The organism is Mitsuokella jalaludinii DSM 13811 (assembly GCF_000702905.1).
Classification (GTDB): Bacteria; Bacillota; Negativicutes; order Selenomonadales; family Selenomonadaceae; genus Mitsuokella; species Mitsuokella jalaludinii.
Genome location: NZ_JNKR01000018.1, coordinates 1 through 23,388, shown reverse-complemented (window position 1 = coordinate 23,388; position 23,388 = coordinate 1). Strand labels below are relative to the sequence as shown.

The 23,388-nt window shown below is 60.4% G+C and carries 21 protein-coding genes and 1 tRNA gene; 17 read left to right on the top strand and 5 right to left on the bottom strand.

Going from position 1 to position 23,388, the window contains the following annotated elements:
* Positions 1 to 7 precede the first annotated feature (7 nt).
* The 9 genes from moaA (at position 8) to T518_RS08810 (ending at position 10,324) form a co-directional block, all read left to right on the top strand.
* Positions 8 to 997: a GTP 3',8-cyclase MoaA gene (gene moaA / locus T518_RS08850; RefSeq protein ID WP_036378336.1), complete on the top strand. Its 990-nt coding sequence runs from the start codon at positions 8 to 10 to the stop codon at positions 995 to 997.
* Between the two features lie 50 nt (positions 998 to 1,047).
* Positions 1,048 to 1,974: an MOSC domain-containing protein gene (locus T518_RS08845; RefSeq protein WP_036378335.1), complete on the top strand. Its 927-nt coding sequence runs from the start codon at positions 1,048 to 1,050 to the stop codon at positions 1,972 to 1,974.
* A gap of 21 nt (positions 1,975 to 1,995) precedes the next feature.
* On the top strand, positions 1,996 to 3,096 hold the full coding sequence (gene mobB, locus T518_RS08840; RefSeq protein WP_036378334.1) for a molybdopterin-guanine dinucleotide biosynthesis protein B: 1,101 nt from the start codon (positions 1,996 to 1,998) through the stop codon (positions 3,094 to 3,096).
* A gap of 168 nt (positions 3,097 to 3,264) precedes the next feature.
* Entirely contained in the window at positions 3,265 to 4,065 is an 801-nt protein-coding gene (locus T518_RS08835) for a formate dehydrogenase accessory sulfurtransferase FdhD (RefSeq protein ID WP_036378333.1), read from the top strand.
* Positions 4,066 to 4,129: 64 nt separating this feature from the next.
* Positions 4,130 to 7,147, top strand: coding sequence for a formate dehydrogenase-N subunit alpha (gene fdnG / locus T518_RS08830; RefSeq protein WP_036378332.1), 3,018 nt, complete (start codon positions 4,130 to 4,132; stop codon positions 7,145 to 7,147).
* A 10-nt stretch (positions 7,148 to 7,157) separates the two neighbouring features.
* The gene (locus T518_RS08825; RefSeq protein WP_162177224.1) at positions 7,158 to 8,093 is read left to right on the top strand and encodes a formate dehydrogenase accessory protein FdhE; all 936 of its coding nucleotides are present in this window, start codon (positions 7,158 to 7,160) and stop codon (positions 8,091 to 8,093) included.
* Positions 8,094 to 8,900: a 4Fe-4S dicluster domain-containing protein gene (locus T518_RS08820; RefSeq protein ID WP_036378331.1), complete on the top strand. Its 807-nt coding sequence runs from the start codon at positions 8,094 to 8,096 to the stop codon at positions 8,898 to 8,900.
* On the top strand, positions 8,900 to 9,583 hold the full coding sequence (locus T518_RS08815; protein ID WP_036378330.1) for a formate dehydrogenase subunit gamma: 684 nt from the start codon (positions 8,900 to 8,902) through the stop codon (positions 9,581 to 9,583). Before T518_RS08820 ends, T518_RS08815 begins: the two co-directional genes overlap by 1 nt.
* Positions 9,584 to 9,742: 159 nt before the next feature.
* Complete coding sequence (locus T518_RS08810; protein WP_036378329.1) at positions 9,743 to 10,324, top strand: hypothetical protein; 582 nt, start codon at positions 9,743 to 9,745, stop codon at positions 10,322 to 10,324.
* A 59-nt stretch (positions 10,325 to 10,383) separates the two neighbouring features.
* Here the strand turns inward: T518_RS08810 and T518_RS08805 are convergent, their stop codons facing one another.
* A complete protein-coding gene (locus T518_RS08805) occupies positions 10,384 to 11,928 on the bottom strand; it encodes an SLC13 family permease (RefSeq protein ID WP_036378328.1) in 1,545 nt (514 codons plus the stop codon).
* A gap of 188 nt (positions 11,929 to 12,116) precedes the next feature.
* Positions 12,117 to 13,442 carry a threonine/serine exporter family protein gene (locus T518_RS08800; RefSeq protein ID WP_036378327.1) on the bottom strand — a complete coding sequence of 442 codons (1,326 nt, stop codon included), beginning with the start codon at positions 13,440 to 13,442 and terminating at the stop codon, positions 12,117 to 12,119.
* Positions 13,443 to 13,626: 184 nt separating this feature from the next.
* Here T518_RS08800 and T518_RS08795 point away from each other — a divergent pair, with 184 nt between their 5' ends.
* Positions 13,627 to 15,510 (top strand): M48 family metallopeptidase, encoded by a 1,884-nt coding sequence (locus tag T518_RS08795; protein WP_036378326.1) that lies wholly within the window; start codon positions 13,627 to 13,629, stop codon positions 15,508 to 15,510.
* 38 nt (positions 15,511 to 15,548) lie between these two features.
* Here T518_RS08795 and T518_RS08790 read toward each other — a convergent pair whose 3' ends face one another.
* Together T518_RS08790 and T518_RS08785 are read right to left on the bottom strand one after the other, a co-directional pair.
* On the bottom strand, positions 15,549 to 15,782 hold the full coding sequence (locus T518_RS08790) for a hypothetical protein (protein WP_036378324.1): 234 nt from the start codon (positions 15,780 to 15,782) through the stop codon (positions 15,549 to 15,551).
* 79 nt (positions 15,783 to 15,861) lie between these two features.
* Positions 15,862 to 16,872, bottom strand: coding sequence for a YeiH family protein (locus T518_RS08785; RefSeq protein WP_036378323.1), 1,011 nt, complete (start codon positions 16,870 to 16,872; stop codon positions 15,862 to 15,864).
* A gap of 146 nt (positions 16,873 to 17,018) precedes the next feature.
* Between T518_RS08785 and T518_RS08780 the strand changes: the two genes are divergently transcribed.
* The 3 genes from T518_RS08780 (at position 17,019) to rbr (ending at position 19,225) form a co-directional block, all read left to right on the top strand.
* The gene (locus tag T518_RS08780) at positions 17,019 to 17,972 is read left to right on the top strand and encodes a LysR family transcriptional regulator (RefSeq protein WP_036378321.1); all 954 of its coding nucleotides are present in this window, start codon (positions 17,019 to 17,021) and stop codon (positions 17,970 to 17,972) included.
* Between the two features lie 22 nt (positions 17,973 to 17,994).
* Positions 17,995 to 18,579, top strand: coding sequence for a hypothetical protein (locus T518_RS08775; protein ID WP_036378319.1), 585 nt, complete (start codon positions 17,995 to 17,997; stop codon positions 18,577 to 18,579).
* A 97-nt stretch (positions 18,580 to 18,676) separates the two neighbouring features.
* Positions 18,677 to 19,225: a rubrerythrin gene (gene rbr, locus T518_RS08770; protein WP_036378317.1), complete on the top strand. Its 549-nt coding sequence runs from the start codon at positions 18,677 to 18,679 to the stop codon at positions 19,223 to 19,225.
* Positions 19,226 to 19,305: 80 nt separating this feature from the next.
* Here rbr and T518_RS08765 read toward each other — a convergent pair whose 3' ends face one another.
* Positions 19,306 to 19,773 (bottom strand): low molecular weight protein-tyrosine-phosphatase, encoded by a 468-nt coding sequence (locus T518_RS08765; protein WP_036378315.1) that lies wholly within the window; start codon positions 19,771 to 19,773, stop codon positions 19,306 to 19,308.
* A gap of 221 nt (positions 19,774 to 19,994) precedes the next feature.
* Here T518_RS08765 and dcuC point away from each other — a divergent pair, with 221 nt between their 5' ends.
* The 4 genes from dcuC (at position 19,995) to T518_RS08745 (ending at position 23,369) form a co-directional block, all read left to right on the top strand.
* Positions 19,995 to 21,266 carry a C4-dicarboxylate transporter DcuC gene (gene dcuC, locus T518_RS08760; protein WP_036378314.1) on the top strand — a complete coding sequence of 424 codons (1,272 nt, stop codon included), beginning with the start codon at positions 19,995 to 19,997 and terminating at the stop codon, positions 21,264 to 21,266.
* Positions 21,267 to 21,315: 49 nt separating this feature from the next.
* Positions 21,316 to 22,446 carry a M20/M25/M40 family metallo-hydrolase gene (locus T518_RS08755; RefSeq protein ID WP_036378351.1) on the top strand — a complete coding sequence of 377 codons (1,131 nt, stop codon included), beginning with the start codon at positions 21,316 to 21,318 and terminating at the stop codon, positions 22,444 to 22,446.
* 32 nt (positions 22,447 to 22,478) lie between these two features.
* Positions 22,479 to 23,144, top strand: coding sequence for a trimeric intracellular cation channel family protein (locus T518_RS08750; protein WP_036378313.1), 666 nt, complete (start codon positions 22,479 to 22,481; stop codon positions 23,142 to 23,144).
* A 150-nt stretch (positions 23,145 to 23,294) separates the two neighbouring features.
* Positions 23,295 to 23,369 (top strand) — tRNA-Gly (locus tag T518_RS08745).
* Positions 23,370 to 23,388: the final 19 nt, after the last annotated feature.

Genomic DNA, 23,388 nt, shown 5'->3' with positions numbered 1-23,388 from the left:
TGATAGTATGTACGACCGCTACCAACGAAAAATCGAATACGTGCGCATCTCGCTGACGGACCGCTGCAACCTGCGCTGCCGCTACTGCATGCCAGAAGATGGCGTCGAGAAACTCCGGCACGAGGACATCCTGCGCTTTGACGAGATCGTCCGCATCGTGCGGGCGCTGGCCTCGCTCGGCGTGCGCAAGGTACGGCTGACGGGCGGCGAACCGCTCATCCGGCGAAACGTCGTCGAGCTCGTGCGCGAGATCCGCTCTGTGCCGGGCATCGAGTCCGTCGCGCTGACGACGAACGGCGTCCTGCTCGCGGACATGGCTGAAGACCTCGTGCAAGCCGGGCTCACGGGCGTCAACATCAGCCTCGACACGCTCAAGGCGGCTTCCTTTACGGAGCTCACGCGGCGCCCATTCTTCGCGCGCGTCGAAGATGGCATCGAGGCCATCGCGGCGACGGGGCTTCGCGATGTCAAGTTCAACTGCGTGCCAATCGCAGGCGTCAATGAGGCGGAATTGCCGGAGCTCGTCGTGCGCTTCACGCGTGAGCGACCCTGGAAGTTCCGCTTCATCGAGCTCATGCCGATCGGCTGCGCTTATGAGGCGGGGCTCAGGGGAATGCCGATGGCGGAGGTCAGGAGCAGCCTCGAGGCTGCGTTTGGCCCGCTGCGGCCCGTCCTGCCGGAGCGCGGCGTTCACGGCCCTGCCGTCTACTACCAAGCTGATGGCTTTGCGGGGCAGGTCGGCTTCATCGACGCGATGGAGCATCAATTCTGCTCCTCGTGCAACCGCGTGCGGCTGACGGCAGAGGGTTTCCTGAAGCTCTGCCTCAATGCGAGGACGGGCACGGACCTCCGGGGACTGCTGCGCAGCGGCATGAGCGATGACGGGCTCAGGCATGCCCTGCAGCAGGCAATCTACCACAAGCCGCAGGAACATTATTTCAAGGCGGCATCGTATGACGAGAAGGACAGCCGGGCCATGTATCAGGTCGGCGGCTGATGGCAAGCGGATAGAGATAGAAGCATATCCGGATAGAATGGAGGATACTCATGGGAACGATCAAGGCACTCTGCATCAGTGAGAAGAAGGGCACGCTCAAGACGCCGGTACACAAGGCGCTCTTCCAGACGGAATGGGGCATGGTCGGCGATGCGCACGCGGGCAGATGGCATCGTCAGGTCAGCTTCCTCGGGCTCGCGGAGATCGAGGAGTTCCGCAAGCGCGGCATCGATGTCAAGCTCGGCGCCTTCGGCGAGAACATCGTCGCGGAGGGCTTCCGCTTCAAGGATCTGCCGGTCGGCACGCGCCTGCGCGCCGGCGAAGTCTGGTTCGAGATCACGCAGATCGGCAAGGAATGCCACAAGAGCTGCGCGATAAGGAGCCAGGTCGGCGACTGCATCATGCCGCGCGAGGGCGTCTTCGCGCGCGTGCTGCACGGCGGCTGGATCGAAGAGGGCGACTCGCTCGAGATCGTCGAGGAGAAGATGCCGCTCGATGCGGCCATTATCACGGCGAGCGACAAGGGCAGCAAGGGGCTGCGCGAGGACGAGAGCGGCGCGAAGGTGCAGGAGATGCTCGAGGCAGCTGGCTACACGGTGGCCGAGAAGGTCATCCTGCCTGACGAGCAGCACGCCATCGAGCACAAGATGCGCTCCTTCGGCGACCGCGGCATCGCGCTCGTCGTCACGACGGGCGGCACGGGCTTCTCGGTCCGCGACGTCACGCCCGAGGCGACGCTTGCCGTCTGCGAGCGCCTGGCGCCAGGCATCCCTGAAGCGATGCGCGCCCTCTCGATGCAGGTGACGCACCGCGCGATGCTGAGCCGCGCACAGGCCGGCATCTACAAGCGCACGCTCATCGTCAATCTGCCAGGCAGCCGCAAGGCCGTCGAGGAATGCCTGAGCTTCGTGCTGCCGGAGCTCTTGCACGGCATCGAGATTCTGCGCGGCGATGCCGATGAATGCGCGCGCAAGTGACGCGACAGAGGAGAGACGATCGTGGAATTTTCGGATGCTTCACTGCTGATCATCGCGGGCGGCAAGAGCTCGCGCATGGGGCGCGATAAGCGCTTCCTGTCATATGATGGCGAGGGGCTGCTCGAGCGGCTCGCGCGCAGGGCGGCAGCCCTGCCCTTTGCGGAGCGCTGCCTCTGCGTGGAGGAAAGGACGCCTGCCCTGCAGGATATCGCGGAGCGCTATGGCCTGACGCTCGTCGAAGACGGTGTGCAGGGCCGGGGTCCGATGGAAGGCCTGATGCGCGGCCTGTCTAAGATAGAGGCAGGCTATGCACTGGCCGTCTCATGCGATATGCCGTTCCTCGAGCTCGCGGAGCTCCGGCCTCTCTTGAAGGCAGCGGAGGAGGGAAGCTATCAGGCCGTCCTGCCTCGCGCAGGGCGCCGCCAGCCGCTGGCAGCCCTCTATCGCTGGGACCTCTCAGCGCGCTTTGCAGAGGCCCTCGCGAGGGGGGAGCGCAAGCTCGGCATCGTCATAGACTCTGTCCCGCACGCTTATGTGGATTTCCCGGACGCGGCGTTGTTCTTCAATGTCAACACCGTTGCCGACTGGCATCTGGCCTGCGGGCGCATGGCCAACGAACGGCGCAGCCGCCCGCTCGTGACGATCTCGGCGCCCGTCTCGAACACGGGCAAGACGACGTTCATCGAGCGCGTGCTACCGGAGCTTCGCGCGCGGGGCATCCGCGTCGGCGTCGTCAAGGGCGACTGCCACGGCTACGATGTCGACGAGCGGGGCAAGGACAGCTGGCGCTTCAAGGAGGCGGGCGCTGCGGGCGTCGCTGTCGTCTCGCCTAACGGCTACTTCATCGAGCAGCGGACTGAAACGAGGGCTGACCTCGCCGCAATAGCCGCAAGGCTCACAGATGTTGACCTCGTGCTCATCGAGAGCCGCCGCCATGGCACGGCCCCGCGCATCGAGCTCTTCCGCGAGCGCGGCGAGCTCACGCTGCCTTGTGATGCAGCGGCCTGCTTCACCAAGCCGCAACAGGGATTGACGGAGGTCAGGGAATACGCCCTCGACGATGCGGCGAAGGCGGCAGAGGTCATCGCCTTCCTCATGGGGAATAAGCGAATAGGTGTTTGAAATAAGGTGACAGCCTGCTCATTCGAGCAGGCTGTTTTTGTGTCAGGATGGATTTCCATCGCATCTGTGAAAAAAGTTGTTTACAAGCGGATTAAGAAGTGCGATAATGATAAAGAATGATACGAAACCATATTAATAAATTTTAATAATGCAAAATAGGAGGAAGCTATGGTGCAGGCAAGAGAGGAAGAACTCATCGATTACCCCGTCATCCGCTATGTGAGCGAGAAGGATTCCTTTGTGGACGATCACAAGTACACATCTATGGAGTGCTATCTTGACATCTACCTCAATGGAAAGCGCTTTACGACATCGTTCTGTTCACCGGGTGACCACACGGACCTCGTCATCGGCATCCTGGCGCAGATGGGCCAGATTCGCACGTACGACGACATCGTCCGCATGGATATCGACGAGGAGACGCTGCAGGCCACGGTCGTGACGACGGCGGAGGCACAGGCATGGGCCGCCGGCAATGCGACAGACCCGCGCTATTTCCGCGCCCGTGAGATCCTGGACTGCGAGCCGGAGAAGATTTTCGAACGTCCGCGCGATGTGCGCTTCAAGGCCGGCGATATCCTCGCCTGTGCCGACAAGCTGCTCGCAGAGCTTGCGGCCACGCACGAGAAGACGAATGGCGTCCACAGCGGCATCATCTGGGACCAGCAGGCCGAGAAGATCCTCGTCTTCCGCGAGGACATCGGCCGCCACAACGTATTCGACAAGCTCTACGGATGGACGCTGCGCCATCACATTGACATCACGGACAAGATCATCATCTTCAGCGGGCGCTGCTCGTCGGAGATGATGATGAAGCTCGGCCGCATGGGCATCTCGACGGTTGCGGCAAAGTCCGTGCCGACGACGCTCTCGCTGGCGCTCGCCAAGAAGCTCGGCATCACGCTCGTCGCGCGCATGGCCCCGGGCAGCTTCTGCGTCTACACGAATCCGGAGCGCATCATCTGCTGACCGGTTGCTTACATCGATGTAAATATCATTTACATAAATACACGTATCAAAGGAGAGAGATAAAATGGATTTGAGCAGACGCGATTTTCTCAAGGCCACCGGCATCGGCGGCATCAGTCTGGCACTTTCCAGCCTCGGCTTCGACCTCAAGGAAGCCAGGGCAGCAGCTCATGCGTTCAAGCTCAAGGGAGCACGTGAGTTCACGTCAATCTGCCACTTCTGCGCCTGCGGATGCGGCGTCATCGGCTATGTGAAGGACGGCAAGCTCATCAACCTCGAGGGTGCGACGGACAGCCCGATCAATCGCGGTGCGCTCTGCAGCAAGGGACTCGGCTACGCGACGATCCCAAACTCGAAGGAGCGCGCGACGAAGCCGCTGTACCGCGCACCGGGCAGTGACCACTGGGAGGAGATCAGCTGGAATGAGGCCATCGACCGCGCGGCAAAGGCCATGAAGAATGCCCGCGAGAAGGGCTGGAAGCAGACCGAAGAGATTGACGGCGAGACGTATGAGGTCCGCCGCACGGACGGGCTCGCCTTTATCGGTGGCTCTCAGATCAACAACGAGGAATGCTACCAGAACATCAAGATGGCCCGCGCACTCGGCGTCGTCTACATCGACAACCAGACGCGCGTCTGCCATGCCAATACGCCGCCTGCCATGAGCGCTGCCTTTGGCCGCGGTGCCATGACGAACCCGTGGGGCGACCTCAAGAACACGAAGCTCGTCTGGATCGAGGGCTCGAACCTCGCGGAATGCCATCCGATGGGCCTCAAGAATGTCATGAAGGCGCGTGAGCAGAACGGCACCAAGATCGTCCACGTCGACGTCCGCTACACGCGCACGTCGAAGATCGCGGACGAGTTCTTCCAGCTGCGCCCGGGCACGGACATCGCCTTCATGGGCTACATCATCTCGCAGATGCTCGAGCGTGAGAAGTTCGACAAGGATTACGTGCTGCGCAATACGAACGCTGCCTGCCTGCTGCGCGACGACTTCTCGTTCCACGACGGCCTGTTCTCCGGCTTCGATGAGGCCAAGAAGTCGTACACGGACAAGAAGAGCTGGGGCTATGCGCTCGGCGCGGACGGCAAGCCGCAGAAGGTCGATGATCTCTTTGCACCGAACACGGTCCTCTCGCGTCTCAAGGAGTTCTACAGCCGCTACACGGTCGAGATGGTCTCGAATGTCACGGGCATGCCGGCCGATGACATCCAGCGCGCTGCCGACATCTGGGTCAACCACGAGGGCCCGGCCATCATCATGTACGCGCTCGGCATGACGCAGCATACGATCGGCGTCCAGAACATCCGCTGCTTCACGATCATGCAGCTGCTCAAGGGCAACATCGGCATCCCGGGCGGCGGTATCATCGCCATGCGCGGGCAGCCAAACGTTCAAGCCTCGACGGATTTTGGCATCGAGTTCAACATGCAGCCGGGTTACCTCGTCGCGCCGACGCACAAGACGAACACGCTCGCGAAGTGGACGGATGCCTTCGGCACGTTCCGCCGCAAGTGGTACGTCAACATGACGAAGGCATGGTTCGGCGAGCACGCGACGGCCGAGAATGACTACGGCTTCAATTACGGCGCCATCCGCAACGGCAATCATCCAGATTCCATCTACGCGATCTTCGAGGATGCATGGCGCGGCACGATGCACGCGCTCTACCTCTGCGGCCAGAACCCGCACGTGACGAATGCCAATGCCGGCCTCGTCCACGACGGCCTCTGCAAGATGGACTCCCTCATCGTGCAGGATATCTTCATCAATGAGACGGCGGAGTTCTGGAACCGTCCGGGCGACAATCCGGCCGACATACAGACGGAGGTCATCTTCCTGCCGGCCTGCTCCTACCTCGAGCGCGAGGGCTCCATCACGAACTCGATGCGCCTGATCCAGTGGCGAATGAAGGGCCCGGATACACTCGGCGATTCGAAGCCGGACTACGAGATCAACGACATGCTCTGGAAGCGCATCCGCGAGCTCTACGCGGACTCGACGGACAAGAAGGACGATCCGATCAAGTTCATGACCTGGGACTACCGTGAGGACCACTACCTCGAGGACATCATGAAGGAGATCAGCGGCTACGATGTCGCGACGGGAACGATCGTCAACGGCATCGGCGAGCTCAAGGACAACGGTGAGACGGCCTCTGGCATGTGGATCTACGCAGGCTACTACGGCCGCGAGGGCAATATGACGGCGCGCCGCGGTCAGGAAGACCCGGGCAATGTCGGCATCTTCCCGAAGTTCGGCTGGGCATGGCCGGACAACATCCACATCCTCTACAACCGCGCTTCGTGCCTCGCAGACGGCAGCCCCGCAGACAAAGAGCATCCGCTTGTCTGGTGGGATGCGGCAGCGGGCAAGTGGACGGGCTACGATGTGCCGGATGTCGGCAATCGCACGGCCGGTCCCTCGACGCCGGCAGGCCAGAAGCCGTTCCGCATGAACGGCGAGGGCATCGCGCGCATCTACGCTGCACCGTATCAGGATAAGAATCCGGACGGTACGACGCGCGACGCATCCTCGACGCCGGTCGACGGTCCAATCCCCGAGCACTACGAGCCGTTCGAGAGCCCGACGCACAATGCCATGCACGAGAACGAGAATGCACAGCACAACCCGTGCATCAAGTACCCGCGCCTGCCGGAGAAGCAGCCAATCGGCACGAAGGACAAGTTCCCGTACGTGCTCTGCAGTTCGGGCATCGCGGAGCACTGGTGCTCCGGCACGGTCACGCGCAACATCCCGTGGCTCAATGAGCTCGTCAAGGAGAACTTCATCGAGATCAGCGAACAGCTCGCCAAGAAGATCGGCGTCAAGGCCGGCGACAAGGTCAAGGTCAGCTCGGCCCGCAGCTCTGTCGTCGTCAAGGCGATGGTCACGAAGCGCGCGCAGCCGTTGACGGTCAACGGCGAGGAGACGCACATGGTCTGGATGCCGTACTCCTTCGGATTCAAGGGCCTCTCGACGGGCCCGAGCACGAATTACCTGACGAATGACGCGCTCGACCCGAACTCCGAGGAACAGGAGTTCAAGGCTTGCCTCGTCAACGTAGAGAAGGCATGAGGTATTGATGATGGAAAAGAATCGAAAGGATTGCCAGGCGATGTGGCAGGACTACTTCGCGCAGCATGGCTATCTCGAGCAGACGGCCGGCTGGCAGCTCGCATTCGAGGGCCTGCTTGGCGAAGCGCTGACGCCTGTCGCGTTCCCTGAGAAAGCATCCTGGAAGGTGATGACGAAGGACGGCCTGCCGCTCTTGCAGCACAACGAGCTGCAAGAGCATATGGCCGAGGCAGCGGCAGCCTCATTCGGCCGCGCCATCTCCGAGCTGCTCGCGAGCGAGCAGCTGATGATGCCGGATGGATTGCGCCAGTCGCTCGCCTCGATGCGCACATTTACCGATACACCGGAGGAGGCAGCTGCCTTCTTTGCGTTGCTTCTTCAGCAGGCGGATGCGCGCATCCATGCTTTCGCAGAAGCGCGCGGACTCCATGAGACAGGCCTGCGCCTCCTCGGCTGGGCCGTCGTTGATGCGCTCGTGCCGGCAGAGGCCAAGGATGCAGCCGTCTGGGAAGAGATCGGCTGGAAGCGCAATTACTGTCCGATCTGCGGCAGGCCACCTGTCTTGGCTGTCCTGCGCAAGGAGCAGCAGGGCCGCGCGCGCTTCCTCGTCTGTGACGGCTGCCACACGGTCTGGCCGTACGCGCGCGTCGGCTGCGCCTACTGCGGCAACCAGGACCTTGAGAAGATGAAGGTGCTGGAGCCGGAGGGGGAAGAAGAGATGCGCCTCGATGTCTGCGAGGAATGCCACACATACCTCAAGACGTATCAGGGCGGCAAGCAGATGGACCCGAAAGCGCCGGACGGTCCGGATGCATCTGAGATCATCTACCGGCATGACTGGGCGACGCTCCACCTCGACCTCCTGGCTCAGGAGCAGGGGCTCGTGAAGCGGGGCAGTGTACTGCTGGCCGCTGCGCCGGTTTTCGATGAAGGGGAGGAAAAGTAAATGGCACAAGAAATGGCAATGCTGCACGACATCGCGCGCTGCAGCGCCTGCAGGGCCTGCATGGTCGCCTGCAAGCAGTGGCATGACCTGCCGGCTGACATGTCGACCCCGTTCGAGGGTCAGTACCAGTCGCATGCCACACTGACACCGACGACGTGGAACCTCATCCGCATGACGGAGCGCATGGACGCGAAAGGCAAATTCCACTGGGATTTCGTCAAAGTCCAGTGCATGCACTGCGGCGATCCCGCCTGTGCGAAGGGCTGCCCGGAAGAAGCCATCGACAAGCTCGACTCGGGTGCTGTCGTCATCAACGCCGACAAGTGCGTTGGCTGCGGTTACTGCGTGGCCAACTGCCCGTTCGACGTCCCGAAAATCAACAAGGAGACGCACAAGTCGACGAAATGCGACCTCTGCTTCGACCGCATCGAAGAGGGCATGACGCCGTCGTGCGCCAAGACCTGCACGGCCGATGCCCTGCAGTTCGCACCGTACGAGGAGATCGAGGAGATTGCGCGCCAGCGCGTCAAGGAGCTCCAGGAAGACGGCTATCCGGATGCCAACGTGTTCAACCCGCAGGGCGTCGGCGGCGTCCACATGATCTACGTGCTGCCGGAGAAGCCGGAAGTCTACGGCTTCAAGCCGCAGGCCAAGACGCCTGTCTCCATCGACATCTGGAAGGACGTCGTGCGCCCGCTCGGCAAGGTCGCCGGTGTCGGCGCGCTCGTCGGCGTGCTCGGCCTCGCTGCCGTCAAGGGCATGAGGGGCAAGAAAGACGATGACGAGAACGGGAAGGGGGAGAAGTGATGTCCAAGAACGTAACCTACATCAAGCGCCATAAGAAGGGGTTCATCTACTTCCACTGGATCAACGCCGTGACGTTTTTCCTGCTATTCCTGACGGCGATGCCGCTCTACACCAATAAGTTCCTGTTCCTCTACGAGGCTTTCGGTGCAGAGACGCTGCAGACCATGCACCACATGCTCGGCGTCATCTTCATCCTGAACCCGATCGTCGCCCTGCTCATCACGGCGCGTTCCGGCATCATGACGCTGATCCGCGAGGTCCTGCACTTCGACAAGGACGATGTGAAGTTCCTCGTGAAGTTCCCGGCAGAGCTCATTGGCAAGGAGCCGGAGGGCATGCCGAAACAGGGCTTCTACAACGGCGGTGAGCGCATGAACATCCTGCTGCAGGCGCTGCTGTGGCTCGGCTTCGTCGTCTCGGGCCTCACGCTCTGGCTCGGTGCCGGTCACATCTCGCCGGCCATCCGCACCTGGATGATCCCGCTGCACAGCATCTGCGCCGGCCTCGGCTTTGCCGCAGCGATCGGCCACATCTACCTGGCCATCGGCGTCAACCCGGATTCGTTCCAGGGCATGCGCGACGGCACGGTCAAGGAGAGCTATGCCAAGCACCACCATGCAAAATGGGTCGAGGGCCTCGAGAAGGAGGGCAAGCTCGAGACAGTGGAGCGCACGGTCAAATGAGCGAGGCAATCCATCTGCCCATCTTTCCATAAAAAAATCCTGCTGCATCGCTTTGCAGCAGGATTTTTTCGTGGGCTGGCGAATATCAATAATGTATTCGATTCAGTGAGTTAAGTGAGAAAGAAGGGATCAATCATGATCTGCAGGAAATGTGGCTGTATGCTGGAATCGGGGACGCGGATCTGCCCCTTCTGCGGCGAGCCCGCGACGCTGGCGGCCAGCCCCGTCTCGGAGGGCATGCCGGAGCTCGTGCTGCTCAAGGATCTGGCGCCGGTGCCGGCGACGCGCAAGGAGACGCTCGTGGAGCTGCGGCGCCTTGCGCCGTATTTTGAGGAGCTTGACGACAAGTACGCGACGCTCGCCGACCTCTGGCTCAAGTCGGCATACTGGCAGCAGCCGTCCAAGGTGCGCTGGATTATCGGCGGCTTCCTGCTGGCGCTTCTGCTCTACCTGATCGTCGGCATCCACCTGCCGGCGATGGCCGCCTGGATCTTCGTCGTGCTCTGGGGCGTGATCTCCTACTTCGGCTACAGCCGTTCCGCCTCGCATTATGCATCGTGTCTCCGGCAGAACGAGCGCGCCATCCGCGATATCGAGAACACGATACGCCGCCACTACAATGAGGCGAAGGACTGCTTCCTGCCGCTCGACTACACGGCCCCCTCTGTGCTGCGCGAGCTCATCGCGGGCCTCGACTCCGGCATGATCGCCTCGTTCGAGGATTACCGCATCAATAATTGAGGCAAAAAAATGCTGCATCATATCCATGGTGCAGCATTTCTTATTGCAATTTTGGCCGGTCAGCCGATGATCCAGGAGACGAAGTAGATGCAGAGCGGGATCGTCACGCAGGCGATGCCGATGACATCGATGTAGACGCCCGTGCGGATCATCTTCGTGATGGGGATGTAGCCCGAGGCGTAGACGATGGCGTTCGGCGGCGTCGAGACCGGCAGCATGAAGCCGAGCGATGCCGAGAGCGCGATGGCGACCGAGACGGGGACGGGGTTTATGCCGGCCGAGATGGCGGCCGTGATGGCCAGCGGGCCGATCATGTTTGTCGCGGCTGTGTGGCTCGTGAGCTCCGAGAGCAGCAGGGCCATGATGGAGAAGATGGCGACCATGGCGATGGCAGACGGCTCGCCGCCCATCATCGCGATGATGCTGTCGCCGACCCACTTCGAGAGGCCTGTCTTGTACATCATGCCGCCCATCGCGAGGCCACCGCCGAAGAGGATCAGCGTGCCCCACTCGATGCCGTCACGCGCATCCTTCCACGTCAGTGTGAACTCGCGCTTCTTGAAGTTGACGGGCAGTAGGAAGAGCAGCAGGGCGCCGAGCATGGCGGCGACAGCCTCAGGGAAGAGGCGGTTGTACATCTTGAGCACCGGCGAGGTGCTGCCGAGTGCGATTGAGAGAAAGCCCGGCAGGATCCAGAGAATGACGGAGACGCCGAAGCAGATGACCGTGTTCTTCTGGGCGCGCGTCCAGTGGCCGAGTTCGCGAAGCTTGTCATGGATGAACTGCTCAGCGCCCTCAATCTTCGTGACATCGGCCGGGAACATGCGCGCGAGCACGACGTAGGCGATGATGAAGTAGAGGATCATCGCGATGACGCCCCAGGTCATCCACTCGAAGAAAGAGACGTGGATGTCGCACATCTGGTCGAGGAAGCCGAGCATAATGAGGTTCGGCGGCGTGCCGATCGGCGTCAGGACGCCGCCAATCGAGCAGGCGTAGGCCGTCATGAGCATGAGTCCAGTCGCGTACTTGTAGTCGTAGAGGTCGATGTTGCGGCCGCTTGCCGCAAACATCTCCTTGATGGAGGCGAGCAGTCCGAGGCAGATCGGGAACATCATGGCCGCCGTGGCCGTGTTGCTGATCCAGCCGGAGCAGAGCGCTGCGGCGAGGCCGATGGCCAGGAAGATGCGGCGTGGATTGGAGCCGACCCAGGACCGCGAGAGCAGCCAGTAGGCGAAGCGCTTGTCGATGCCGTGCGTCATCATAGCCTTCGCGAGGATGAAGCCGCCCATGAACAGGAAGATCATGGGATTGGCAAAGGCGGCGAATGCCATGCTGACGGGGACGACGCCCGTCATGACGGCGAGCGTCGGGCCGATGAGGGAGGTGACGGGGATGGAGACGGGCTCCGTGATCCACCAGATGGCGACGAGGACCATGATGGAGAGGAGTTTATGCGCTTCGAGCGTCAGCCCGTCGATTGGCGTGAAGAATACGAGCAGGGCCAACAGCGGTCCGCCGAACAGGCCGACTGTGCGGCGGCGGCGGTCAAAGAGCTGCTCCGCTCGCTTGACGGCCAGGGTTTCCTGGTTGATCTTGTTCATGGATGATGCCTCCTTTTCTGTATGTCGTGTTTCATGTTGAGTGGATATCCTGTTGACTGCGCATGTCTTTGTGTTACATATCTTATGATATAGAAATATCTGAACTTTTTCAATAGAAAAATGCTATCCAAACGATTCTTTTTAGGAATAGTTGGATAGCATCGTGCGGGAATAGCTTCAGAGCCTCCTCAATCTTCTTGGATGTAGTGCTTGTCGAGCAGATCCTTGACCGTGCGCTGCTTGTTGCTCTCGATGTAGCGGTGGATGAAGATGTTCGGGATGGCGACGCCGATGGCGATGCCGATGATGATCGTGACGGCCTCGACGCCGTTGCGCATCATGGTGAGCAGGGCGGATGCCGTGATGTCCTGGATGTTGAGCAGGGCGAAGAGCACGCGGTAGAGTAGCACGCCAGGGATCATCGGGATGGCGGATGGGATGGTCAGGATGATGTTCGGCGCGTGGAACCAGTGGATGGCCTTGAGCGCGAGGACGCCGACGACAGCCGCGCCGAGGAAGGAACCAGCCGTCTGCGAAAAGCCGAGCTGCAGGACCATGATGTTGCGCAGCAGGACGGTGATGATGCCGCCGACGGCGACGACGGGCAGCAGCCGCCGCGGGATGTTGAAGATGATGGAGAAGCCCATCGCGGAGATTGCGGCGGCGATGGCTTGCGAGAAGTAGATGTTGTCGGGCCGCAGGCTGACCGTCGTGAAGTCGGCGACATTGCCGAGGCGGATGGCGATGACGATGCCGAACGTCATCGCACCGACGATCAGCAAGGTGTGGATGGCCCGCGTCATGCCCGAGACGATGAAGTTGTTGAGGAAGTCGTCGACGGCGTTGATGAGCGGGATGCCCGGGACGAGGAAGAGCGTGCAGGAGATCAGAGGATACCAGTTCATGGAACCCGTCAGGAATTGCGTGGCCCAGGCGAACATCGTCGTCGCGAACGAGGTGATGGCGATGACGGCGTACGTGTTGAACGCATAGCTGGCACAGAGCCTTCTGACGTAGAAGCCGAGGAAGGCGCAGACGGCCGTGAGCACGAAGTCGAGCCAGCTGCCGCCGAAGAGTTTGCAGAAGCCGCCGCAGGCCGCGCCGGCGCCGAAGGCCGTGAGCCAGACCGGATAGTTGCGCGGCTTGTTCTTGATGTGCAAGAGATGGCGCTCGAATTCATGCAGCGAGTAATTTTTCTCGAGTGCGCGCCAGGTCAGCTTGCTGATGGCCGTCAACGTTGTCATGTTGATGCCGTGCGTCGTGCACTTGCGGAACTCCGTGTAAGAGTGCTGCTCGTCGTTGACGTTGAGCATCAGCGTCGTATACATGACATGCTGGTGGATGCGGTCTTTCGGGATGCCCATGTAGGCCGCGGTGCGCATCATGTCGCGCACCGTGCGGTCGCTGTCCGCGCCGTTCTCCATCAACATCTGGCCCGTGTGCAGCAAGAGATGCATCTTCGTGCCGATTTCGGCGAAGGGCTCCTTGAGCACCTTTTCGTCTTTCGTCTCCATGATCCTTCCTCCTTTTTCTGCTGTTCTTCATGAAGCGAGACTATACTAGATAAAATTCCATTAAAATTATACAATGCAGGGCAGGGGCTTTCAAGAAGACAATAATAATTGACTAAACAAAGTATTTCCATCCGGGCCGCTGTCTGCTATAATCGGGACAGTAGAATAAAGGAGGTGTTTCTCGTTGTATCCTTGGAAGAAGAAATTGCTGGCCGTGCTCGTCTGCGGCGCGCTGAGCTTTTCGTCAATCGCCCTGCCGGCGGGGCGGGCGGAGGCTGTTGATGCCTGGGCCGTTGCCGCGCAGTCGCTCGGCATCTTTGCGGCCTACAAGTCTAGCCTTGCGAGTATCCTCGCGCTCGGCAATGATGTCAGCGCGCAGGTGCAGAGCGCGCGTCAGGACCTGCGTGAGAACGGGGAGGACGACAACCACCACGATGTCGAGGTTGTCAACCGGGTCATGAAGCAGCTCATCGACAAGGGCGACTACGTGCTGAAGGTCAACTCGCTGCCGTTCGTCTGGGGCGTCAACAACAGCAACGATTTCAATGCAGCCTGCTTCCCGACAGACTACATCAGCATCAACAGGGCGCTCGTGCGCGGCCTCGAGTGCGATGAAGATGAGCTCGCCGCCGTCTTCGCCCACGAGATGACGCATGGCATCGAGCAGCACAGCGCCAAGAATTACGCCAAGGCTGTCGCGCAGTACTACGGCATGAGCTTCCTCAACATGGACGCCGGACTCATGGACTGGAACAAGCTCAATGCGCTGGCCAATTACTCCATCGCCAAGAACGTCACGCTGCCGACGGAGTACGAGGCTGATGCAGGCGGCTTCTACATCATGACGAGCGCCGGCTTCAACCCGGGCGGCCCTGCGGCGGCCATGTACCGCATGGCCTATTACCTGACGTATGAGACGCGCAATGTGCTCGAATACCAGGACCTCGACGAAAAGGCGAAGGGGCAGGAGACGTTCTCCGATCACCCGGAGACGGAGCTGCGCGAGAAGCGCCTGGCGCAGATGATGACGGATTACGGCTGCGGTCATGTGACGGTCAAGGATCGCAAGACTGTCTATATTGACGGGCAGGAACTCCTCACGGCGGACTGGACGCGCGATGACTACGACAATACAGTCGAGAATGCCTACTATGTCGCGGGCGGCCTGGCCAAGGCCTTCCATGACTATGACTCGCTTGCAGGCTGGGACTTCCGCCCGGACGGCGAGGGCGGTGTCACCTTCCTGACGGATGACCGCGTCTACGGGCCGCTGCGCCATTTCGTGGCCGCAGGCAATCTCGGCGGCCGCCTGCAGCAGCTCGTGGAGGAGGCGTATGCCAAGGAAGCCGCTTCTGGTGCGCGGACAAAGATGAAGGCAGCGGAAGCGGCGCGCCGTCAGGAACATTCTGAGGCGCTTCAGAGCGTCTGGGCGGCCGATGCAAAAGACGTCAAGAAGATGCGCGAGAACGGCGACGCCTACAGCGACTACGCCATGGGCAAGCAGGCGCTCTGGGAATTTGCGCGCGTGCTTTCGGCCAAGAACCTGGATGATGAGGCGGCGAGCCTCGTCATGTGCGGCCGCGCCAAGGCCGTCGAGGGCGACTATGCAGGCGCTCTCGACTACGCCAACCGCGGCGTCGCGCAGGACAGCAAGAACGTCTACAATTTCCTGAACCGTGCCGACATCTACCGCATGATTGGCAACCGTGAGGCGGCACTCGCCGACTGCGCCGCGGCCAAGGAGGTCGATGCCGACAATCCCTACAGCTATCTCATGAGCGCGCAGATCGAGGATGAGATGGAGAGAAAAGAGGCAGCGCTGGCCGACTACAAGGAGTTCCATCGCCTGCGCCCCACTGCCTTCCGCCGCATCCCGCCGGAATATCTCGAGAAGATCTCGGCGAAGGACTACAAGACGTACCAGAAGGAGAAGGCCGCGAAGGACAAGGCGCGCGAGGAGGCCTGGAAGAAGAAGCAGAAAGAGAAGCAGGCCGCTAAGGCCGATGCGAAAGACAGCGCCGGCAAGGCGGTGAATGCGGAGAAGTCCAGCAAGAAAGATGTGCAATAAAAAAGAGATGCCATGAGGCATCTCTCTTTTTTTGCCGCTCAGCGGCAGTAGGCGTAGCGCGAGCCGCCGCAGCCGCGAGCCGGTGCGCAACCGTACGAGTCATCCTGGCAATAGGACCGGCCGTTCCGGCAATACGCTCCGTTGTCGCAGGAGGCATTGTTCTGCCAGCAGCTCTCGACCGGGCAGGTGTTGTCCTCGGACGAAGCCGCCAGGACAGGTACAGAGACAGCCACGACAAGAGCCGTGGTGATGGCCATGATGATTTTCTTCATGATGGTTCCTCCTTTCTTTACCTGCCTCTATGATAGCAAAACGGTGTGAATTTTGGCTCAGCATCAGATTAGTTTATTATTAGAAGAACATGTGAACGATGCTGATGGCGAGCCCCATGATGACGAAGGAGCAGAGGATGGCACCGAGCATCGGGCGGACGCCCTTCTCGAGGATGACGCCGAAGTTGACGTTGAGGCCGAGCGCGGCCATGGCCATACCGAGCAGCAAATAGGCGAGCTGGACGAGCGACGGAACGAAATCGTTGACAAAAGGCAGGTAAGAACCGACGGCGCTGGCCAGGATGAAGCCGCCCATGAACCACGGGATCGGCACCGTCATCTTGCCCTCGCTCGCGCCGTCCTGCTTGCGGAAGCGGCGCGCCTCGAGGATGCCGATGATGATGGCGACAGGCGCGAGCAGCAGGACGCGTGAGAGCTTGGCGATGATGGCGCTGTCCGTGCCGACGGCACCGGCCGCACCGCCGGCGGCGACGGCATGCGCGATCTCGTGCAGGCTCAGGCCGGCCATGACGCCGAACTGCGCGTCCGTGAAGACGAGGAATGGCTGCAGGCCGACCTCAATGAGCGTGAAGAGCGTGCCGAGAATGGCGACGATGGCGACGGCGAGGACCGACTGGTCAGTCTTGGCCTTGACGGCGCTCGAGACACCCATGACGGCCGCTGCGCCGCAAATGCTGCAGCCGCAGGCCGTCAAGATGGCGAGCGTGTGCTCGACTTTGAAGAAGCGGGCGACGAAATAGTTGAGCGGGATCATGACGGCGACGATGACGATGGCAGCCTCGAGGCTCTTGAGGCCGGCGCTCATGAGGATGACGAGGTTGAGCTTGAAGCCCAGGAGGATGATGCCCGCGCGCAGGAATTTATTGGCGATGAACGGCGTGCTCTGCTGAGCGGCGGTCGTCAGAGAGCGCGCGAACTGCAGACACATGCCGAGCACGAGGGCGAGCACGAGGTGGCCAATCAGCGAGAAGCCTGGCAGTTTGGCGAGAGCCTGGCCGGCAATCGAGCAGACGAGCGTCACGATGAGCCCGATGCTCGCGCGGCGCCAGTAGAGATGAATGGATTGCATAGTATAACTCCTTATCTTCGTGGTGGTTGCAGATTTCCGTGCAATGTGATTGCGACAATCCGAATTATAGGAGAAGGGATTGAATATGTAAAATGATGTATTATAATATATCGATAAGATAATCTTATCGATAAGGGGGGAATACAATGCTGGACTTTCGCGTTGCCACCTTTCTCTGCGTCTGCCAGACGATGAATTTCACGCGGGCGGCCCGCATCCTGAACATTACGCAGCCGGCTGTCTCGCAGCACATCCACTTCCTGGAGGAGGCCTACGGCATGGCGCTCTTCCGCTACGAGAACAAGAAGCTCTCGCTGACAGCGGCCGGCAAGATCCTGCGCAAGCGCTTCGTCGCGATGAAGAACGACGAGGAGGAACTGCTCGCAGAACTCCGGAACCAGGTGTCTGGCATCGAGGAGATCTCGCTCGGCGTGACGATGACGGTCGGCGAGTACGCCATCATGGAGCCGCTTGCGCGGATGCTGCGCGCCCATCCGCAGCGCAATGTCCGTCTCGTCTTCGGCAATACGAAACAGCTGCTGCAGATGCTTGCAGACGGCAGCATACAGCTCGCACTCGTCGAGGGCTACTACCCGCAGGATGAGTACGAGCACGTCCGTTATAGTACGGAAACATACATCGGCGTCTGCGCCGCGCATCACGCGTTCGCCATGCCGGAGCCCAGGCACTTCCACGACCTGCTGGCAGAGCGCCTGCTCATACGCGAGCCGGGCTCTGGCACGCGCAACATCCTCGAGCGCAACCTCGCGCTCTGCGGCATGAAGGTCAGCGACTTCGTGCATTATACGGAGGTCGGCAACATGCACACGATCATCGGCCTGCTGATGCGCGATGCCGGCATCTCCTTTCTCTACCGGATTGCCGTCGAGCAAGAGCTGCAGGCAGGCCTCTTGCGCGAGATCCCGCTCGCGGGTTTCTCCATGCAGCACGATTTCGACTTCATCTGGGAGAAGGGCAGCATCTACACAGATGTATACGCCGCTTTCTGCCGCGAGCTGCGAGAATTTGCCGGGGTGGCAGAGTTTTTTTCAGACAAGCAGGGAAGAGCGGGGGCTGGGTCGAATACTCCTATAGAGTAAAGTGATTCAGGGGTGATGTGGCATGATGAGTTTGTCAGACAAGAAAGAGATATGGCGCGGCATGCCTCAGGAAACGCCGGAACAGCAGCTTTGGGCAGACAATTACTACGATGCGGAGCTCATGCCCATGGCACAGGAGCGCTTCCGTGGCCATTATGCAGCGGAGAAGCGCGATTACTACGGCCTCTTCCTGCTCATGGGGCCGCTCTGGGAGCTCTCGACCTTCACGGTCGCGCTGTTCGAGCCGCAGAACGTGCATATTTTCTGCCGGAAGGAGCAGGCACTGCAGGTCAAGCTCCTGCAGCAGAACCTCGGCCTCGATGACGGCAGCCTATGCTGCACCTACATCCAGGGCGAGGACATCCCGTCGCTCTACCGTGTCATGAAGAAGCAGCACGATATCTGGGATTCGGTCGGGCGCACGGCCATCGATATCACGGGCGGCTCGTCGCTCGCCGCGCCGGCCGCGGCTATGGCAGCAGCCTGCCTCGACATCGATGTCTACCGCATCGAGAGCCAGTATTTGAAGGAATTCCACCATCACGATCCGGGTACGGAGCGTCTCTGCCGCATCCCGGCCGTCAGCGATGTCATCAGCCTTGACTGAGTATCAAGAAAATCTCAAAGTGGCTGGATTTATCAAATCGATTATGTTATAATGAATTAAAATAAAAAATAACAATTATTGATTAGGAGGAAACGAAATGGCAGAGAAGAAAAATCCGTATGCAGGCACGCAGACTGAGAAAAATCTTTTAGCAGCACTGGCAGGTGAGAGTGAAGCGACGAATAAATACACGTACTTCGCTTCTCGCGCCAAGAAAGACGGCTATGAGCAGATTGCCGCTCTGTTCCTCAAGACGGCGAGCAACGAGCGCGAGCACGCAAAGCTCTGGTTCAAGGAGCTCTTCGGCATCGGCACGACGGCAGAGAACCTGCTGAGCGCCGCTGAAGGCGAGAACTACGAGTGGACGGACATGTACAAGGGCTTTGCTGAGACGGCCGAGAAAGAGGGCTTCAAGGCACTGGCAGCGAAGTTCCGCCTCGTCGCAGAGATCGAGAAACATCATGAGGAGCGCTATCGCGCCCTCTTGAAGAATGTCGAGACGGCTCAGGTCTTCGAGAAGAGCGAAGTCAAGGTCTGGGAGTGCCGCAACTGCGGTCACATCGTCATCGGCACGAAAGCGCCGGAGATCTGCCCGACCTGCGCTCATCCACAGAGCTTCTTCGAGATTCACGCCGAGAATTATTGATGCACAGCTGGCCAGCGGGCCAATCGCATCTTGCAAAAAGCCTTCCCGAGAGGGGTTCCTCTCGGGAAGGCCTTTTTGTCTTATCGCGCTGGTTTCGTAAGGGAAGACAGCAGGGCCCGACATCCCTTGAGGACGTCGTCGTATGTCGCGTCGAAATTGCCGGTGTACCAGGGGTCGGCGACTTCGCGGTGCTCGCCGGCGAAGTCGAGCAGCAGGGCCGTCTTGTGCGCAGGGTCGCCGTGCGTCAGGCGCTGGAGGTCGCGCATGTTCTCGCCGTCCATGGCGATGATCCAGTCGTACTTCGCGTAGTCTGCGCTCGTGATCTGGCGCGCATGGCGCGGCGTGAAGGGAACGCCCATCTCGCGGAGTTTCTGCTTCGTGCCCCAATGGGTATCGGAGCCAATCTCATCGCGCCGGCAGGCCGCAGAGTCGATCGTGAAAACATCCGCAAGCCCCGCTTTCTGCACGAGGTCCTTCATGACGAATTCCGCCATCGTCGAGCGGCAGATGTTGCCGTGGCAGACAAAGAGTAATTTCTGTTTCTTCATGGCATGATCCTTTCGTTTGCTTGTCTGATTCATTATAGCATGTGATTTTCCGTGGGGAAATGGCAAAGATGATACACGATTACAGGATGCATCCTTTTCTGGTACACTCATGATGGACAATAAAATTATTTATAGTTATTGAAAGATAAATAGAAAATATATAGAATATATACATAGCAAAGAACTGAAAAGTCAAATAAATTTGAACGGAGGTTTTCACTATGTTATTTGCTGGAGGTCTTATTGTCATCTTGACGTTCGTGCTGATCGTCAAGAAGTACGAAGCGAGACTCGTGCTGTTCCTGGCCGGTCTCTTGATGTGCCTGATTGGGGGATTGCCGGGGGATGTCATGAAGGCGTTCACGAAGGCGATGGTCAACAATTCGCTTGTGCCGACGATCTGCACCGTCATGGGCTTCTCGTACGTCATGCGCCTGACGACGTGTGACCAGCACCTCGTACAGTCCATCTCGGGCGTCCTGAAGCGCGGCCGGGCTCTGCTCGTGCCGATTTCGTTCTTCCTGACCTGGTGGATCAGCCTGGCCATCCCGTCGGCGTCGGGCTGCTCGGCTGCTGTCGGCAGTATCCTCATCCCGACACTCATCGCAGCTGGTGTCCATCCGGCGATGGCAGCGGCGACGGTGCTCGCGGGCACTTGGGGCAGCGCCATCAGCCCGGGCAATGCTCACAACCCGTTTGTAGCCGACCTTGCGGGTACGGACATGATGACGGTCATCATCAATGAGACGCCGGCGTCTGTCATTGCCTCGATTGCCTGCGTCGCTGTCATGACGGTCTATGCTGTCCTTCGCCGGGAAGGCGCGACGGAAGAACGCCGCCTTGCGTATCTTGAGGCACTCGGGGAGGAAGGGGCGAAGGAAGAGGCGTTCCACGTGCGCCCGCTGCTTGCCATCGTGCCGCTTGTGCCGCTCTTCCTCTTGATCCTCGGCTCGAAGCAGGTCGGCCTGCTGCCGGAGATCAGCGTGCCGCTCTCGATGCTCATCGGCGTCGCGCTCGGCTTCCTCGTCACATTGAAGGATGCGCAGGCAATCTGCCGCAAGTTCTTTGAGGGCATGGGGAATGCCTATGCGGATGTCATCGGCCTCATCGTCTGCGCCAGCGTCTTCACGACGGGCATGACGGCCATCGGTCTGACGGGCGCACTGACGGATCTCATGGAGGGCTCGCAGGCGGCCGCCGCGGCTGCTGGCACGTTCGGCCCGTTCTTCATCGCCGTCATCTCAGGCTCCGGCGATGCGGCGGCCTTTGCCTTCAACGGAGCAATCACGCCGTTTGCGGAGCAGTTCGGCCTCTCCATCATGGACCTCGGCTCGCTCGCGCAGATCGCTGGTGCGATGGGCCGCTCGATGTCGCCGATTGCCGGTGCCGCTATCATCTGTGCTGGCCTCGCCAAGGTCAACCCGATCGAGGTGTCGAAGCGCAATGCCCTGCCATGCCTGGCCTCTGCCATTGTGCTGATGCTTCTGTTATAATGGACGTGTAGGTTTTATAAAGGAGATTTTTTCGATGGGATATGAAGATATGATTGATAAAAAGCGCGTGCTCGCGGAGTTTTTGGAGCTCATTGCCATTCCGTGTTCGACGCATGACGAGCGGCAGATTGGTGACCTGTTGACGAAGCGCCTGCAGGAGCTCGGCGGCACGGTGCGCGAGGACAAGGCCGGTGAGGTAATCGGCGGCAACTGTGGCAATCTCGTCGCGGACTTCCCGGCTACAGATGGGCTTGAAGCCTTGCCGACGGTCATGCTGACGGCGCATATGGACTGCGTGGAGCCCTGTGCGGGCATCCACCCGGTCATCGAGGATGGCATTATCCGCTCGGATGGCACGACGATCCTCGGCGCAGATGACAAGGCGGGCGTCACGGCCATCCTGGAGGCGCTGCGCCAGCTGCGCGAGCACGCGATTCCGCACGGCCCGCTGCAGGTCGTATTCACAGTGGCCGAGGAGAACGGCGTGCATGGCTCGCAGCATCTCGACAGCAGCTTGCTGCACGCGGACATGGGTTTCACGCTCGACACGCACGGTCATCCGGGCGTCATGAGTTACAAGGCGCCGGGCAAGAACCAGATCCACATCCATATCGCGGGCAAGGCCGCTCATGCCGGTGTCGAACCGGAGAACGGCATCAACGCGATACAGGCGGCCGGCGTACTGCTCGCCGATGCACCGCAGGGCCGCATCGACGTGGAGACGACGTGCAACATCGGCCGCATCGCGGGCGGCAGTGCGACGAATGTCGTAGCCGACTCTTGCGATATCTACTACGAGTCGCGCAGCCGCGACAAGGAAAAGCTCGAGCGCATCACGCAGCGCATCATCGACCACTTCAGGCTCGGTGAGGAGAGCACGGGCTGCAAGATCACGGCAGAGGTCAGCCCCGACTATGGCCCCTATGAGATTGCGAAGGATGCGCCTGCCATCAAGGCGGCGGCGCGCGCGGCAGAGAAGCTCGGCTTCCCCGTCGAGCTCGAGGAGTCGGGCGGCGGCTCGGATGCCAATCACTTCAACACGTACGGTGTGCCGACTGTCGTGCTGGGCGTCGGCATGACGAACTGCCACACGAAGGATGAGTACATCGAGGAAGAAGACCTCTATCGCGCGGCGGCCTGGGCACTTGCCATCGTCATGGAGGCCGCTGAGATGCGCTGAGAGGGCTTTGATGCGCAGAGAAAGGGAAACGTATGACTTGGATGTTGTTTGACTGGGCTGGGACGCTGGCCTTTGCTGTGTCCGGCGCGATGGTCGGACTGTCGCGCCGCATGGACATCTTCGGCGTCACGGTGCTGGCCCTGCTGACGGCTGTCGGCGGCGGCATGGTCCGCGACGTCCTGGCCGGTATCACGCCGCCTGTGGCTCTGACGGAACCGACTGACCTGCTGCTGTCAGTGGTGATGGCCGTCCTCGTCTCGGGCGGCTATGCGGCGCTCTCGATTGACCGCAAGCAGCGCCACACGATGACGCTGCTCTACGAGCTGTCGGACACCATCGGCCTTGCGTCGTTCACCGTCACGGGAACGCTGCGCGGACTGACGCTCGGCACGGGCGATCCCTATGTTTTCCCGATGATGCTCGGCGTCATCACGGCTGTCGGCGGCGGCATGCTGCGCGATCTCATGGCGCAGCGCGTGCCCGTCGTCCTGCGCATGGACGTCTACGCCGTGGCCTCTTTGGCCGGAGCCTGGCTCATGTGCTGGAGCTGGCCGCGCTGGGGAGCGGATACGGCATCCTGGCTCTGCTTCTTCTTTGTGCTGCTGTTGCGCGGCTTTGCGATCCATTACGGATGGCAGCTCTACCATCCAAGGCCGAGCAGCCGCATCTTCCGCCGCAGGAAACCGCCGAAAGCATGACTTCCTGGATATCGCCTCAAGCTGAGGCGATATTTTTTTATCTTTTTTCAAAAAAGGTGTTGACAAATAGGGCAGGACTGAGTAAAATAGTTTTTGTCAGTCAGCGAGACACAAGTTCTCCTGAGGCTGAATGAAAACAAAAGATGAGATGCGGAAATAGCTCAGTGGTAGAGCACCACCTTGCCAAGGTGGGGGTCGCGAGTTCGAGCCTCGTTTTCCGCTCCATTTGCGGAAATAGCTCAGT

Coding starts and splice junctions, on each gene's coding strand:
- moaA (WP_036378336.1), top strand. CDS start 8: ATGTACGACCGCTACCAACGAAAAATCGAATACGTGCGCATCTCGCTG.
- T518_RS08845 (WP_036378335.1), top strand. CDS start 1,048: ATGGGAACGATCAAGGCACTCTGCATCAGTGAGAAGAAGGGCACGCTC.
- T518_RS08835 (WP_036378333.1), top strand. CDS start 3,265: ATGGTGCAGGCAAGAGAGGAAGAACTCATCGATTACCCCGTCATCCGC.
- fdnG (WP_036378332.1), top strand. CDS start 4,130: ATGGATTTGAGCAGACGCGATTTTCTCAAGGCCACCGGCATCGGCGGC.
- T518_RS08825 (WP_162177224.1), top strand. CDS start 7,158: ATGGAAAAGAATCGAAAGGATTGCCAGGCGATGTGGCAGGACTACTTC.
- T518_RS08820 (WP_036378331.1), top strand. CDS start 8,094: ATGGCACAAGAAATGGCAATGCTGCACGACATCGCGCGCTGCAGCGCC.
- T518_RS08815 (WP_036378330.1), top strand. CDS start 8,900: ATGTCCAAGAACGTAACCTACATCAAGCGCCATAAGAAGGGGTTCATC.
- T518_RS08810 (WP_036378329.1), top strand. CDS start 9,743: ATGCTGGAATCGGGGACGCGGATCTGCCCCTTCTGCGGCGAGCCCGCG.
- T518_RS08805 (WP_036378328.1), bottom strand. CDS start 11,928: ATGAACAAGATCAACCAGGAAACCCTGGCCGTCAAGCGAGCGGAGCAG.
- T518_RS08800 (WP_036378327.1), bottom strand. CDS start 13,442: ATGGAGACGAAAGACGAAAAGGTGCTCAAGGAGCCCTTCGCCGAAATC.
- T518_RS08790 (WP_036378324.1), bottom strand. CDS start 15,782: ATGAAGAAAATCATCATGGCCATCACCACGGCTCTTGTCGTGGCTGTC.
- T518_RS08785 (WP_036378323.1), bottom strand. CDS start 16,872: ATGCAATCCATTCATCTCTACTGGCGCCGCGCGAGCATCGGGCTCATC.
- T518_RS08780 (WP_036378321.1), top strand. CDS start 17,019: ATGCTGGACTTTCGCGTTGCCACCTTTCTCTGCGTCTGCCAGACGATG.
- T518_RS08775 (WP_036378319.1), top strand. CDS start 17,995: ATGATGAGTTTGTCAGACAAGAAAGAGATATGGCGCGGCATGCCTCAG.
- rbr (WP_036378317.1), top strand. CDS start 18,677: ATGGCAGAGAAGAAAAATCCGTATGCAGGCACGCAGACTGAGAAAAAT.
- T518_RS08765 (WP_036378315.1), bottom strand. CDS start 19,773: ATGAAGAAACAGAAATTACTCTTTGTCTGCCACGGCAACATCTGCCGC.
- dcuC (WP_036378314.1), top strand. CDS start 19,995: ATGTTATTTGCTGGAGGTCTTATTGTCATCTTGACGTTCGTGCTGATC.
- T518_RS08755 (WP_036378351.1), top strand. CDS start 21,316: ATGATTGATAAAAAGCGCGTGCTCGCGGAGTTTTTGGAGCTCATTGCC.
- T518_RS08750 (WP_036378313.1), top strand. CDS start 22,479: ATGACTTGGATGTTGTTTGACTGGGCTGGGACGCTGGCCTTTGCTGTG.